5 protein-coding genes are annotated in these 15543 nt (G+C 75.4%); 1 reads left to right on the top strand and 4 read right to left on the bottom strand.

The window, feature by feature from the left end:
- Positions 1 to 22: 22 nt before the first annotated feature.
- Entirely contained in the window at positions 23 to 1159 is a 1137-nt protein-coding gene (locus AB8O64_RS16075) for an acyltransferase domain-containing protein (RefSeq protein WP_370419766.1), read from the top strand.
- Here AB8O64_RS16075 and AB8O64_RS16080 read toward each other — a convergent pair.
- From AB8O64_RS16080 to tuf, 4 genes are all read right to left on the bottom strand, one after another.
- Entirely contained in the window at positions 1147 to 11412 is a 10266-nt protein-coding gene (locus AB8O64_RS16080; protein WP_370419767.1) for an SDR family NAD(P)-dependent oxidoreductase, read from the bottom strand. The two genes, AB8O64_RS16075 and AB8O64_RS16080, sit on opposite strands and share 13 nt — an antisense overlap.
- A complete protein-coding gene (locus AB8O64_RS16085; RefSeq protein ID WP_370419768.1) occupies positions 11405 to 12946 on the bottom strand; it encodes an SDR family NAD(P)-dependent oxidoreductase in 1542 nt (513 codons plus the stop codon). The genes AB8O64_RS16080 and AB8O64_RS16085 overlap by 8 nt, the downstream gene beginning before the upstream one ends.
- Before the next feature lie 299 nt (positions 12947 to 13245).
- Positions 13246 to 14019: a thioesterase II family protein gene (locus tag AB8O64_RS16090; RefSeq protein ID WP_370419769.1), complete on the bottom strand. Its 774-nt coding sequence runs from the start codon at positions 14017 to 14019 to the stop codon at positions 13246 to 13248.
- Between the two features lie 202 nt (positions 14020 to 14221).
- Positions 14222 to 15415 (bottom strand): elongation factor Tu, encoded by a 1194-nt coding sequence (gene tuf, locus AB8O64_RS16095; RefSeq protein ID WP_130878980.1) that lies wholly within the window; start codon positions 15413 to 15415, stop codon positions 14222 to 14224.
- Between the last annotated feature and the right edge of the window lie 128 nt (positions 15416 to 15543).

The raw sequence follows: 15543 nt of genomic DNA on the forward strand, positions 1-15543 counted from the left end.
CACGGACGAGAGGTGTGCGGAGATGACCATGTCGCTCGATCCGGTGGCCGTGGGCGCGCGCGAGCAAGCCGGGCAGGGTGACGGCGGGCGGGGTGACGGCGTGCTGCGTGACGGAAAGCTCGTCTTCGCCTTCGCCGGGCAGGGGCACCAGTGGGCCGGCATGGGCCGGGACCTGCTGCGGGCTGAGGCGGTGTTCCGGGCGGCCGTGGAGCGCTGTGACGCCGCGATCGCCCCGCACACCGGCTGGTCGGTCGTGGACCGGCTCACCCGCGACGACGCCCGGCCCCTGATGCGGCGCACCGACGTCCTCCAGCCCACGCTGTTCACCGTGCAGGTGGCGCTCGCCTCGCTCTGGCGGTCCTGGGGCGTGGTGCCCGACGCCGTGGTGGGCCAGAGCATGGGCGAGGTCGCCGCGGCCCACGTCGCCGGCGCCCTGACCTTGGAGGACGCCGCGACCGTCCAGTGCCGGCGCAGCGCGCTGCTCCAGCGGATCAGCGGCAGGGGCACGATGGCCGTGGTGGAGCTGCCCGCCGCCGAGGCCGCGGCACTGATCGCGGAGACCGGCGGGAAGGCCGTCGTCGCCGGGTACGGCAGCCCGACGACGACGGTCCTGGCCGGCGGCCACGACTGCGTCGACGCGGTCCTCGCCCGGCTGGAGGCCACCGACGTGCACGCCCGGCGGATCCCGGACACCGCGCCCTCCCACAGCCCCTGCGTCGACGAGCTGCGCGACGACCTGCGGGCCGCGCTGTCCGGCGTCCGGCCCCGCCGGGCGGCCGTCCCCATGTACTCCACGGTGACCCTCCGCAGGATCGAGGGCCCGGAGCTGACGGCCTCCTACTGGGTCGACAACCTGCGTGAACCGGTGCGGTTCGCCCCGGCGATCCGGCAGCTGAGCTGCGCCGGACACGGTGTCTTCCTGGAGATCAGCGCGCACCCCGTGCTGACCGAGCCGATCCGGCAGTGCCTGGAGCACGCCGGCCACAGGGGCCTGGCCCTGCCCTCGCTGCGCCGCAACGCGGAACTCGATGCGCTGCGCGCCTCCCGTGACGCGCTGCGCGCCCTGGGACGCACCGGCCCGGCCCGTGCCCGCCTCCACGAGCTGACGCCCTACCAGGCAGCGGTGATGCCCGCCCTGTTCGCGCGTCAGCCGTCGTGACGTGTCCGCTGGAAGGCGTACGTCGGCAGGTCGAGGTACGGGCTCACGCCCCGGCCGCCCCCGCCGCACAGCGCGTCCCGGTTCAGCGGCAGCCCCCGGACGTACGCCCGGCCGAGGGTCTCGGCCAGCGCGCGTGTCTGTGAGGCGGCGTCCACGGGCCCGTTCGGGCCGAAGTGCGGGCCGTACGGGCCGAGTTGCAGAACGTCGGCCGCGGGCGGGGCGGCCTCGCCGGTCCGGCGGAGCCAGTAGGCGGGCGAGGCCGGCTCCTCGTCGGCCACGGCCCGGCCCGTGCCGGACAGCAGGGGGATCGCCGGCGGCCGGTAGGTCAGACGCCCGGCCACCCGCGCGAACTCCTCCCGCGGCGTACCGGCCACCAGCCGTCCGTGGGCCACGACCAGCGCGGCCGCGTCGGGCAGATCGAGCACGCCGGCGGCGTGGGCGGCGGCCACGGCGCCGGCCGCGGTGCCGGTGAGCCGGTCCGGCCGCAGCCCCAGGTGTTCCAGCAGCCGGAACGTCGCGACCTGGACGGCGAAGAGCGCCGGGTGGCCGTACTCGGGCTTTTCCAGCAGCACCGGCTCGTACCAGACGACGTCCCGCATCGGGCGTCCGAGGGAGGCGTCCAGCAGCTCGACCGTCGTGTCGAACGCCTCGGCGTACGGGCCGAACGCGCGGTAGAGGCCCCGCCCGAACACGGGCCTGCGGCCGTCGTGCGCGGCGAAGCGCATGGTCAGCGGGGTCGACGGGGTGGGGTCGGTGACCTCCCCGCGTACGAGGGCGGCACTGTGCTCGCCGTCGGCCAGGGCCGTGAGCGCGTCGAGGAGTTCCGCGCGGCTCTCGGTGACGAGGGCGGCGCGGTGGGCGAAGGCCGTGCGGGTCGTGGCCAGGGCGTGGGCGACCGTCGCCGGGGCGAGGCCGGGGCGTTCCCTCAGGTGCGCCCGGAGGGCGCGGGCCTGGGCGCGCAGCGCGTCGGGCGACTTGGCCGACACCCCACAGACGGTCGCCGCCATCCCGGGACGCCCGCCGGGGGCGATGGCGGGGGCGGTATCAGCCGGGGCCTCGTCGAGGACGAGGTGGGCGTGCGTTCCGTCCGCGCCGGACGCAAAGACGCGCGTGCCCTGCCGCAAGGCCCGCACCGACGCGATCAGCCCGGCCAGGCCCGGCCCACCGGGCGGATCCGCTGCGGTCGTCGCACCCCGGCCGGCCGCGCTGTCCGTCACGAGGGCCAGTACGGGGTGGCCGTGGCGGCGGGCGTCGGAGAGACGTTGCAGGACGAGCACCGCGCAGCCCGCGTCGGTCACCTCGGCCGCCAGAGCGAGCCCGCTCTCGTGGCGGCGCAGGGACTGGACCGCCAAGTGGGGCGCCGTCAGGGCGGGCGCGTCGGTCGTGTCGAGCGTGACCGCCGGGCCCTGGAAGCCGTAGGCCGCGGAGATCCGGCCCGCGTGGGGGCCTTGGACACGGTGGCTGCGGCCTACGAAGACGCCCGTGTCCGACCAGTTGGCCGGGAGGATGCCGGCCGACTCGAACGCCTCCCAGGCGGTCTCCGCCGGCCGTCCGGCGGCCGGCTCCTCGAAGAAGTCCGGGTCGTGGGCGGATGTGTCGGCCGTCGCCACCGCCACGATCGCGACGGGCTCTTCCGGGTCCTGCCCGGCCCGCGCGGCGGGAGGCGCAGGACCCGGTTCCGGTTCCGGTTCGGGGAGCAGGGTGAGCAGGTAGTGGCTCAGTTCCTGGGGTGTCGGGTGGTCGAAGACCAGCGTCGCGGGCAGCCGCAGGCCGGTGTCGGTGGCGAGGCGGTTGCGCAGCTCGACCGAGTTGAGCGAGCCGACGCCCAGTTCCTGGAAGGTGCGTGCGACCTCGACCGCGTCGGGCGAGGCGTAGCCGAGGACGGTGGCCGTGCGGTCACGGACGAGGTCCAGCACCGCCCGTTCGCGCTCGCCACCGGACAGCGCGGCCAGCCGGTCCGCCCGTGCGGGACCGTCGGCCCGCGCGGGCGGCCCGACCAGCTCGCGCAGCAGGGGCGGCACGTCGGGCGCGGCGAGGGTGCGGAGGGTGCGAACGTCCAGCCGTACGGGCACGAGCGCGGCGTCGTCGGCCGCCTGTGCGGTGTCGAAGAGCGTGAGCCCGTCCTCGGTGGCCAGCGGCAGGAACCCGGTACGGGCCATCCGGTCGCGGGCGGCCCCGTCCAGGCCGCCGGTCATGCCGCTGTTCTCCTCCCACAGCCCCCAGGCGAGGGCGGAGGCGGCGAGCCCCTGCGCGTGGCGGTGGCGGGCGAGGGCGTCGAGGAAGGCGTTCGCGGCGGCGTAGCCGGCCTGGGCGGGCCCGCCCAGCACCCCGGAGGCGGAGGAGAACAGCACGAAGGCGGACAGCTCGATGCCGAGTTCGCGCGTCAGCTCGTGCAGGTGCACGGCGGCGTCGGCCTTCGGCCGCAGGACTCGGTCGAGCCGCCCGGGGGTGAGCGAGGCGAACACACCGTCGTCGAGGACCCCGGCGGCGTGCACGACCCCGGTCAGCGGGTGTGCCTCGGGCACCCCCGCGAGGAGCTCCCGCACGGCGGCCCGGTCGGCGACATCGCAGGCGACGACCGCCACGTCCGCGCCGAGCCGCGTCAGCTCGTCGGCCAACTCCGCCATGCCGGGCGCGCTCCGCCCCCGGCGCCCGGCCAGGAGAAGGTGCCGCACGCCGTGCGTACGGACGAGATGCCGGGCGACGAGCCCGCCGAGGGTGCCGGTGGCACCGGTGATCAGCACGGTGCCGGTGCGATCCCAGGTGACTGGCGCGGATGGCGCGGCGTTCACCCGTACCAGGCGCGGCACCCGCAGCACGCCGTCGGCCGTCAGGGCCAGTTGGGGCTCGCCGGACGCCAGGGCCGCCGGGAGACCGGCGAAGGGGATGGTCGAGGGGACAGTCGGGGCCGGGAGGTCCAGGAGGACGAAGCGGTCGGGGTGTTCGGACTGGGCGGAGCGGATCAGGCCCCAGAGGGCCGCGTGCGCCGGGTCGCCGGGCGGTCCGGCGCCCGCCGCACCCCGGGTGACGAGCACGAGCCGCGACCGCGCGAAGCGTTCGTCGGCCAGCCAGCCCTGGGCCAGGGGCAGGGCCCGGTGCGCCGCCGTGCGGACGGTGGCCGCGAGGTCCTCGTCGGGGCGGGGGAAGAAGGGGACGAGCACCGCTCCGGGTGGCGGCTCGGCGGTCAGTGAGGCGAGGTCCTCGTGGACCCGTGCTGGTGAACCGCCTGCCTCCAGCACCTCGGCCAGCGCCGGGCCGTCCGGGCCGAGGACCGCCCACGGCACGCTCCGCGCCACCGGTTCCGCCGGAAGCGGGACCGGGAGGGGGGTCCACTCGACACGGAAGAGTGGAGTCTCCCGCGCCCCGGCGGCGCCCGTGGTGAGGGCTCCCTCCGGTACGGGGCGCAGGACGAGGGAGCCCACCGTCGCCACCGGGGCCCCGGCCGCGTCGTGGAGGCACAGCCGCACCCCGCCCGCCCCGCCCGCCCTGGCCGTCAGCCGGACCCGCAGGGCGCCCGCGCCCGAGGCGTGCAAGGCGAGGCCACGCCAGGCGAAGGGCAGCCGGGGCCTTCCCCCGGGCCCGTCGTCCGTTCCCGTTCCGGACAGCCCCAGGGCCAACGGGTGCAGCGCGGCATCGAGCAGGGCCGGGTGCAGGCGGTACGCGGTGGCGTCCGGTTCCGTGCCGGACGGCGGGGCGACCTCCGCGAGCAGATCGGCGCCGTGCCGCCACACGGCCCGTACGCCGCGGAACGCCGGTCCGTATTCCAGTCCGGCCGCGGACATGGCGGCGTAGACGTCCTCGGGCCGCAGCTCCTCGGCGCCCCGCGGCGGCCATTCCCCCACCGCGGACGGGGCCGTCGGTGCGCCGACGGCCAGCACTCCGGTGGCGTGCCGCACCCAGGCGCCCGGATCGCCCGCGTCCTCCGCCCGGGAGTGCACGGCCAGCGGACGGCGGCCTCTCTCGTCGGGTCCGCCGACCGTCACCTGGAGCCGCACTCCGCCGGTGGGGAGGGCCAGTGGCGTCTGGAGCGTCAGTTCCTCCACGACGTCGCAGCCCGCCTCGTCCCCGGCCCGGAGGGCCAGTTCGACGAAGGCCGCTCCGGGCAGCAGCACCGTGCCGTCCACGGTGTGGTCGGCGAGCCAGGGATAGGTGCGCGGTGAGATGCTGCCGGTCAGCAGCAGTCCGTCGGTGTCGGCGAGCGTGACGGCCGCGCCCAGCAGGGGGTGGGCAGTGCCGGTGCCGGGGACCGGGTGCGTGGCCCAGTACCGCTCGCGCTGGAAGGCATACGTGGGCAGCTCGACGGCCCGCGCGCCCGTACCGGCGAAGGCGGCGGCCCAGTCCGGTGCCGGGCCACCACCGGCATACGCCCGCGCGAGCGCGGTCAGGGGGGTGTCCGGCACGGCCGTGCCGACGACAGTGCCGGTGCCCGCCGCCCCGGCCACGACCGTGTCCAGCGTGGCCAGCCCGGCCAGCAGTTCCTCGCGGCCGGACCCCAGCACCACCGCCCGGTGCTCGAAGACGGAACGGGTCGTCGCCAGGGCGTACGCCACATCGAGCGGACGCAGCGCGGGACGGTCCCGGACCCAGGCGCGCAGCCGGGCGGCCTGGTCGCGGAGGGCCTCGCGGGTGCGGGCGGAGAGGACCCAGGGCAGGGGTCCGCGCGAGATGCCCTGCGGTTCCGGCTCCTCCTCCGTCTCCGCCGCCTCCTCGATGATCACGTGGGCGTTCGTGCCGCTCAGCCCGAACGCCGAGACGGCGGCCCGTCGCAGCGCACCGGCCGCACCCGGCCACGGCACGGGTTCCGTCAGCAGCCGCACGTCGCCCGCCGACCAGTCGACGTGCGGGGTGGGCTCGTCGACGTGCAGGGTGCGCGGCAGCACCCCGTGGCGCAGGGCCATGACCGTCTTGACGACGCCCGCGACACCGGCGGCCGCCTGGCTGTGGCCGAGGTTCGACTTGACCGACCCGAGCCACAACGGCCGCCCCGGTGCCCGGCCTTGCCCGTAGGTCGCCAGCAGGGCCTGCGCCTCGATCGGGTCGCCGAGCCGGGTGCCGGTGCCGTGCGCCTCGACCGCCTCGACCTGGTCGGCCGACAGGCCCGCGTCGGCCAGCGCGGCGCGGATGACGCGCTGCTGGGACGGGCCGCTGGGCGCGGTCAGACCGTTGCTGGCACCGTCCTGGTCGACGGCGCTGCCGCGGACGACCGCGAGGACCCGGTGGCCGTAGCGGCGCGCGTCGGAGAGCCGCTCGACGAGGAGCACCCCGACGCCCTCGGCCCAGCCCGTGCCGTCGGCCGCGGCCGCGAAGGGCTTGCAGCGCCCGTCCGCCGCCAGCCCCCGCTGCCTGCCGAACTCCACGAACGTGTCCGGCGTCGCCATGACCGTGACCCCGCCGGCCAGCGCGAGCGTGCACTCGCCGCGGCGCAGCGCCTGCACGGCCAGGTGCAGCGCCACCAGCGACGACGAGCACGCCGTGTCCACGGTGAGGGCCGGGCCCGTAAGGCCCAGGGCGTAGGAGACCCGGCCGGAGACGACGCTGCCGGCCGCGTCGGCGCCGGGGTAGTCGTGGTACATCACGCCCGCGTAGACGCCGGTGCGGCTGCCGCGCAGGGTGTGCGGGTCGATGCCCGCGCGTTCGACGGCCTCCCAGGCGGTTTCGAGGAAGAGCCGCTGCTGCGGGTCGGTGACGCGGGCCTCGCGCGGCGACATGGCGAAGAACCCGGCGTCGAACCCGGCCGCGTCGTGAAGGAACCCGCCTTCCCGGGTGGTGACCTCCTCGCCGATGTCCCAGCCCCGGTCCTCGGGGAAGCCGGTGACGGCGTCGGTGCCGGTGGCGACGAGCCGCCAGAGGTCGTCGGGCGTGCGGACACCTCCGGGGTAGCGGCAGGCCATGCCGACGATGGCGATGGGTTCCCGGCCGTGCTCGTCGGTCCCCGGGCTCGGCCCGGCGGTGGCGTCCGGCACCGTCGCCCTGCTCCCGAGCTCGCCGTACAGGTACTCCACCAGCGCGTCGGGGGTGGGGTGGTCGAAGGTCAGCGTGGCCGGGAGGCGCGGGCAGCCGGCGCCCAATGCGCGTTCCAGCCGGTTGCGGAACTCCACCGAGCTGAGCGAGTCGAAGCCCAGCTCGGCGAACGGCCGGTCCGACGCGATCGCCCCGGCGTCCGCGTGGCCGAGCACGCCTGCGGCCTGGTCGCGCACGCACCGCGCCAGCGTCTCGCGGAGCCCGGCCCCAGGCGCGAGGGCGGCGGGGGCGGGCTCCCGGACCGGGCCGCGCAGCAGCGGCGGCACGGGGCCGGCGGCTGTTGACGGGTCGAGGGCGACCGGCACGAGGTGCGCCCGGCCGGACGCGGCGGCCGCGTCGAGCAGCCGCAGGCCCTCGCGGGCGGAGAGCGCGGTGACGCCCGTACGGCCGAGGCGACGGCGACCGGCCCCGTCGAGGGTTCCGCCCATGCCGGGCGCCGTGCCGTCGGCGCTCTCCCACAGCCCCCAGGACAGCGAGAGCCCGGCCAGGCCCCGGGCGCGGCGGTGGTGGGCCAGCGCGTCCAGGAAAGCGTTGGCGGCGGCGTAGTTGGCCTGGCCCGGACCGCCGACGACGCCCGCGACGGAGGAGAACAGCACGAAGGCGGACAGGTCCAGGTGGCGGGTCAGCTCGTGCAGGTTCCACGCCGCGTCCGCCTTCGGCCGCAGCACGGCGTCCAGACGGTCGGGGGTCAGCGCGCCCAGCACGGCGTCGTCGAGCACACCGGCGGCGTGCACGACGGCGGTCAGCGGGCGCTCCGCCGGGACCCGGGCGAGCGCACCGGCCAGCGCCTCCCGGTCGGCGACGTCGCACGCCAGGGTGGTGACGTGCGCCCCGAACCCGGCCAGCTCGGCCACGAGCCCCTCGGCACCGGGCGCCCCCGGTCCACGACGGCTGAGCAACAGCAGCCCGCGCACGCCGTGTTCGACCACCAGATGCCGGGCGACGATCCTGCCGAGCGCACCGGACGCGCCGGTGATCACGACGGTGCCGCTTCCGGCCCAGCCAGCCCCGCCGGGGGTGAGCGCGGCGACGGGGCCCGGCCCCGGGGGCCTGGCGGCTGCCACGCACGCCACGGCGCTGCCGAGGGCGGCCCGGTACGGCGGCTTGCCCACCTCGGCGGCCGCCGCGTCCGCCGTGTCGGTGCGCGGACCGCCGGTGAAGCCACCCGCAGCCGGCGGGACGGCGCTGCCGACGACGACCGACGCACCGGGCGCGAGGGCCCCTCGCCCGGCCGACGACACACCCCCCGGTGCGGCGCCGAGCTCGCCGACAACCCTCGCATCCTCCGCGACCGGGCGCAGGCCGCTGACGAAACCGCCCGCAGCCGGCGGGACGGGCCTGCTCACCGTGCCCGGCGTGTCGGATACGAATACCCCTCGCCCGGCCGACGACGCACCCCCCGGCGTGACCGCAGGGCCACTCGCCGTCGGCGGGACGGGCCTGCCCGCCGTAACCGGCGCGTCAGAGGCGAACGCCCCGCGCCCGGCCGTCGGCGCGGTCCCGTACGACCCGCCCGGCAGCGCGCAGCGACTCGCCTCGGGCCCGGTGACGTCCGTTCCCGACCGGGGCCCCCAGGCGCCGGGCGCGGCCGTGCCGGGCGCAGCGGCGGAGGCGTCCGCGACGCCCCGCTCCTCCCCCACCGCCGCCCCGTCCGAAGCCCAACGGGCCAGCCGCGGCACGTGGACGACGCCCGCGCGCACGGCCAGTTGGGGCTCGTCCGAGGTGAGGGCGGAGAGCAGGGCGCGGACGGTGTCCGTGGTCATGTCGCGCTCCACGTCCGCGACAGCGAAGCGGTGCGGGTGTTCCGACTGGGCCGAGCGCAGCAGACCCCAGACCGCCGCGTGCCCCAGGCCGTCCACCCGGTCCCCCTCGGCGACCGCCATCGCACCCCGGGTCAGGAACACCAGCCGGGACCCCGCGAAGCGGTCGTCGGCCGACCATGTCCGGGCGAGCGCCAGCGCCCACCGCACCGCCGCACGGGCCGCCTCCCCGCCGGGCGCCGTCGTCCCGGCACACGGGACGAACACCAGCTCCGGGACCGTCCCCGAAGCCGCGAGCGCGGCCAGGTCGGGGGCGGTCACGACGCGCACGCCCGCCGCCGACAGCGCGGCGGACACCGCCGGGGAATCGCCGAGGACCGCGCAACGCCGCACGGCCGGACCGGCGGCAACGGTGGGCAGTTCCACCCACTCGACCTGGAACAGCGAGCCGCTCGCGGACAGCGGGCGCAGAGCCAGGGACTCCACGGTCACCACAGGCGCACCCGTGCCGTCCGTCGCCTCCAGGGACACGGCGTCGGCCCCCGCCGGGGACACCCGTACCCGCAGCCCCGAGACGCCGGGAGCCGCGCGCAGCCGAACCCCGCTCCACGCGAACGGAACGTACGGCGTGCCGGGCGTCGCGAGGAAGTCCCCGAAGGCGATCGCGTGCAGCGCCGCGTCCAACAGGGCCGGGTGCGCCCCGAAGCCCCCGCTCCGGCCGTCGCCCGCAGGACCGGGCAGTTCGACCTCGGCGTACACGTCCCGGCCCTGCCGCCACACAGCCCGCAGGCCCTGGAACGACGGCCCGTAGCCGAGTCCCGACCGGGCCAGCCGCTCGTACGTCCCCGCCACCGGCACGGCCCGGGCACCGGCGGGCGGCCATGTCGCGGGGCCGGTGGAAGGCCGTGCGGCGGCCGGTTCCCGCTCGGCTGCGGCCAGGACGCCGGTGGCGTGCCGCGTCCACGGCGCACCGCCCGGGGCGTCCTCCGGCCGCGAGTGGACGGCGAACGCCCGTCGGCCCGTGGCATCGGCGGCGTCCACCGAGACGCGCAGGGCGACGGCCGCGTGCGGTCCGGGCAGAACGAGAGGGGCGGACAAGGTCAGCTCCTCGACCACAGGCACAGCCACGCGGTGGGCGAGGTGCGAGGCGAGGTCCACGAAGGCGGTACCGGGCAACAGCACCGAACCGCCGATCACGTGATCGGCGAGCCACGGGTGGTCCGCCAAGGACAGCCGCGCCGTGAAGAGCTGCCCTTCGGGCAGTTCGACGGCCGTCCCGAGCAGCGCGTGGTCCAGGGCGGGCCCCCTGGTCAGGTGGACGGGGTCGGGAGCCGTCGTGACGGTCGCCTGCCCGGACAACCGGGCAGCCAGCGAGGCCGGTGTCGCACCGCCATCGAGGAAGGGGCCGAGAAAGGAGGGGGACGGTTCGGCCCCCAGCTCCTCCGCCGCCCGCCGCGCGAAGGCCGCTATGGCCGGGTAGTCCATGCCCAGTTCGGCGAGCGTGTCGGTCGCGGTCACCTCTGCGGCGCCCACGCCGAGCAGTTCCCGCAGGACGCCCGTCAGCCGCGCATCGAGCGCACCCTCGCGTCCCGTCACTCCCCCCGCGCAGCGGACCCGCTGCGACGTGAGCCCGTGCAGCCACATCTGCCGCACACCGTCGGCATCGTAGAAATCCAGATCGCAGGGGCCCAGGTCGCAGGGATCCGGGCCACGGAACGGCAGCCGCACATGCACACGGCTGTCCGCGCCGACGGGCCCACGGGCGCGGAAGGACTCGATGCGGACCGGGACGTACGGCCCGCGCTCCTCCGCAGCTGCCTCCCCGGACCGACGGCGGACGGGCCGGTCGACGGACCACGCGGGCAGGAGCGTGGCGGCGTCCAGGCAGGCCGGGTGCAGAGGGAAATGACCGAGGTACTCCCGGGCCGGCGGGCCGACCGACAGCTCCGCGAGCAGTTCGTCGCCGGCCACGTACAGCGTGCCGAGCCCCCGCATGAACGGTCCGTGCACAAGCCCGGCGTCACGCGCCACCCGGTACGGCTCCGCCATGTCGGCCGTGTGCGTGGCGCGGGCGCGCAGCGCGGCGAGGTCGACGGTGTGCCGGGGGAAGGGCTCGCCCGCGTACAGCTCGGCCTCCAGCACGGTGGAGGCCTCGCCCCGGCCACCGGCGCGCGGCAGCGGCACCCCGCGTACGACGATCCGGTGGCGGCCCACGTCGGCGGTGAAGGCGAACTCCAGCCGGGTGTCGAACTCCTCGCCCGCCGTCACCGCCCGCCGGAACAGCACCCGCCGCAGTTCGACAGTCCCGGTGTCCACGCCCCGGGAGCGCAGGATCCGGTGGATCAGGTCGAGGAACGTCACCCCGGGCAGGACGCTCGTGCCGTGCGCCTTGTGGTCCCGCATCACCGGGTCGGTGTGGCGGACCAGAACGGTGCACTTCAGCCCGTCCAGGGCGTCCGTGGTGCTACTCAAGGCGCGACCACGGCCGCGCGTACGCGGCCCGTAGCCCGCCACCCAGGCCCAGCCGCTTCAGGAGGACGTCCTCGGCGGGCAGGGCGAGCACCTGCGTCTCGGGCCCGGCCAGGGTGCGCAGGACGGTGTCCCAGCCCTCGCGCGGCGAGAGGGAACGGAAGCCCTGGCGGGTCAGCCACTCGCGGTAGCCCTCGCCCGCGACGGCGCCGACCGTGCCCCAGTAGCCCCAGTTGATGCCGCGCACGGGGAACGACAGCCGCTGGTCCAGGGCGTGCGCGTAGCCGTCCTGGAACGTCGATCCGGCGGCGTAACCGGCGAGTCCGGGGTCGCCGAGGAAGGACTGCGCGGAGGAGAAGAACAGCAGGAAGTCCAGCGGTTCGGCACGGAAGACGGAGGCGAGCGCGACACTGACCCCGGTCTTCGCGGCGAGGCCGGCCCGCAGCGCGGCGTCGTCGAGGTTGCGGACCAGGTCGGCGGTGTGGTCCAGCGCCGAGTGGAACACCCCGTGCACGGGCCCGAACCGCTCGTGGATCAGGGCGAGCCCGGCCCGTAGCCCGTCCTCGTCCGAGGCGTCGGCCCGTACGTACAGCAGCCGGGAGCCGTCGGGGTCGGCGTCGGCGATCCGGCGGCACCGGTCCCCGTCCAGCGGTGAGCGGCCGATCAGGGCCACCCGCGCACCGTGGTCACGGGCCAGGAAGCGGGCCATCTCCAGGCCGATGCCGCCCGCGCCACCGACGACGGCGTACGTGCCACCGGTACGGATCGCGGCACCGTCGGCGGGCGGGAGGGTGACCGGGCGCAGCGCCTGCCGGTAGCGGACGCCGTCGCGGTGGGCGACGCGGGCGCCGCGTTCGGCCGGTTCGGCGGCGACGAGGGCGGCGAGTTCGTGCCGGCGAGAACCCACAGGCCCGGGGAGGCGGCCGTCGAGGCCGAGGTCGACGACGGGGACGCTCCAGTGCCGGTGCTCGTTCTCCAGCACCCGGGCCAGGCCGGCCAGGGCCGCCGCGTACGGGTTCGCGACCCGGCCGCCCGCGACCGGCCAGGCGTCGTTGGTGACGATCTTCCAGTCGGTCCGCCGCGTGGCGGCCGTCGGGATCACAAGATGCTTCGCGCAGCGGAACAGTGCCCGTACGCCGCTCTCCTCGGCCCGGTCCAGCTCCGCCGGGCCGTCCCCGGCGGCGTCGCGCAGCCCTCCGAGGAAGTAGACGGTGCGTGGCCTCGGGAGCGTGTCGCGCAGGGCGGCCGGCGCGTCGGGGGCGGTGGCGTCGAGCTCCCAGCGGCCGGAGGCCGACTGCCGGGTGACCGCGCCCAGTTCGACGTGGACGACGTCGTCGGCGACGTGCCGCGCGGCGAGCGCGTCGGCCAGGGGCCGCCCGGCGGGGGTGTGCACGATCAGCACCGGGCCCGCCGGGGTGTCGTCTCCCCCGGCCGTCAGGGGCGCGGGCCGCCAGGTGGCGGTGTACGTGAACTCGGCGGGGTACGCAGCGGCCTCCGGCAGCCCGGCGTCCTCACCGGGGAACTCCCCACGGGACACGGATAGTTGGCCGCGAGACCGACCCTTGGATATCCCGCCCGCAGCCGGTCGCCCCGACGCGGGGCGCACACTCCTGGAACCCACGATTTCCCCCTTGAAATCCTGTTCACCACTCCGTGGGGGGACACGACACGCCGAGCCTCCCCCAGTTGCATTCGACCAGAGAACGCACTCAGCAAAACCCCTGATTCCGGCGCCCGCAGGCCTCTCCGGCCCCGGAGGAGGGCGTCATCACGCCCGTTCGGGGGCGGGGCCGCGAGGACATGTCACTCGTTGGGGCGGAAGGGAAAGGGGAGACGTCAGGTGCCGTAGACCGGCAGGAGCGCGCCCGCGATCACATCGATGACCTCGGACCGGTTCGCCTCGACGAAGAAGTGCCCACCCGGGCAGACCCGCATCCCGAATGCACCCGTGGTGTGCGCCCTCCAGGCCCCGGCCTCCTCGATGGTGGTCTCCGGGTCGCGGTCGCCGACCAGCACGGTCAGCGGACAGCCGACGATCGCACCGGGCTCGCCCCGGTAGGAGCCCGCCACCCGGTAGTCGGCCCGCACCACCGGCAGCAGCATCCGCATCAGCGCGGCGTCCGCCAGGACGGCGGCGTCCGTACCGCCGAGCCGCTTCAGCTCCGCCACGATCTCCTCGTCCGTGGGCGGCTCGGCGCCGACGGCCTCACGGTGCCGGGAGGGGGCCGAGGGGGCCCGTCGGCCGGAGACGAAGAGCGCGACGGGGGCCCGGCCGCGTGCCTCCAGACGGCGCGCCACTTCGAACGCGATCGCACCCCCCATGCTGTGTCCGAACAGCGCCACCGGCCGGCCGGGCCGGTCCGCGAGCGCGTCCGTCACCGCGTCCGCCAGCTCGGCGACGGTGCGGCCCGGCGCCTCCCAGCGGCGGTCCTGCCGGCCGGGGTACTGCACGGCCAGCACCTCCACCGACGGGGAGAGTGCCTCCGAGAAGGCGAAGTACGCATTCGCCGACCCGCCCGCGTGCGGGAAGCACACGAGTGGGACGGCGCCCTCCGGCGAGGGGTGGAAACGCCGGATCCACAGGTCGTCGTCCTCGCTCCGGCCGGCCAAGGCGTCAGTCCAATCCCGTAGCCGGTCGCTCCCCGGCTCACGTCGGCGCCACCTTGCCAGAGCGCCGGGCCCGGACACAAAAGCCGAAGCCCGGACGAAGCCGGACCGGGCCCGGACGCCAAAAAGACGGGCCCCGCACATCGAAATGATGTGCGGGGCCCGCCCAGATCCTTCGGCAACAATCGGCCCGGAGGCCGGGTTGTTACTTGTTGATCTTGACGACCTGGCCGGCGCCGACGGTGCGGCCACCCTCACGGATGGTGAAGCGCAGGCCCTCCTCCATCGCGACAGGCTGGATCAGGTTGACGGTCATCTCGGCGTTGTCGCCGGGCATGACCATCTCCGTGCCCTCCTTGAGGGTCACAACACCGGTCACGTCAGTCGTACGGAAGTAGAACTGCGGACGGTAGTTGTTGAAGAACGGGGTGTGACGGCCACCCTCGTCCTTCGACAGGATGTACGCCGTGGCCTCGAACTCGGTGTGCGGCGTGACCGTACCGGGCTTGATGATGCACTGGCCGCGCTCGACGTCCTCGCGCTTGATGCCACGGAGGAGCAGACCGACGTTCTCACCGGCCTGGCCCTCGTCGAGCAGCTTGCGGAACATCTCGATACCGGTGACCGTGGTGGTGGTCTTCTCGGTCTTGATGCCGATGATGTCGACGGTCTCGTTGACCTTGAGGACACCGCGCTCGATACGACCGGTGACGACGGTGCCACGACCGGTGATCGTGAAGACGTCCTCGATCGGCATCAGGAACGGCTTGTCGACGTCACGCTCGGGCTGCGGGATGTTCTCGTCCACGGCCTTCATGAGGCCGAGGAGCTTCTCGCCCCACTCCTTGTCGCCCTCGAGCGCCTTGAGAGCCGAGACCTGGACGACGGGGCAGTTGTCGCCGTCGAACTCGTACTCGGAGAGGAGCTCACGGACCTCGAGCTCGACGAGCTCCATGATCTCCTCGTCGTCCACCATGTCGGCCTTGTTCAGGGCGACAACGATGTACGGAACGCCGGACTGGCGGGCCAGGAGCACGTGCTCCTTGGTCTGCGGCATCGGACCGTCGGTCGCGGCGACCACGAGGATCGCGCCGTCCATCTGGGCGGCACCGGTGATCATGTTCTTGATGTAGTCCGCGTGACCCGGGCAGTCGACGTGGGCGTAGTGACGCGACTCGGTCTGGTACTCAACGTGAGCGATCGAGATCGTGATACCGCGCTGACGCTCTTCCGGCGCCTTGTCGATCTCGTCGAACGGCGTGAAGGGGTTCAGGTCCGGGTACGCGTCGTGCAGCACCTTGGTGATCGCCGCGGTAAGAGTGGTCTTACCGTGGTCGACGTGACCGATGGTGCCGATGTTGACGTGCGGCTTAGTCCGCTCGAACTTCGCCTTCGCCACTGTTCCTCCTACGGAGTGGTTCTGTACGCCTTACTTCAACGGCGCCAGGTGATCTTTGCTGGGGTGCCGTCCGCCGGGGCATCCGCCGCATTCCTTCGGATTGCTGCGGTATGCCCCGACAGTCGGTG

This window comes from Streptomyces sp. QH1-20 (assembly GCF_041283565.1).
Taxonomy (GTDB): Bacteria; Actinomycetota; Actinomycetes; order Streptomycetales; family Streptomycetaceae; genus Streptomyces; species Streptomyces syringius.

Coding starts and splice junctions, on each gene's coding strand:
- AB8O64_RS16075 (WP_370419766.1), top strand. CDS start 23: ATGACCATGTCGCTCGATCCGGTGGCCGTGGGCGCGCGCGAGCAAGCC.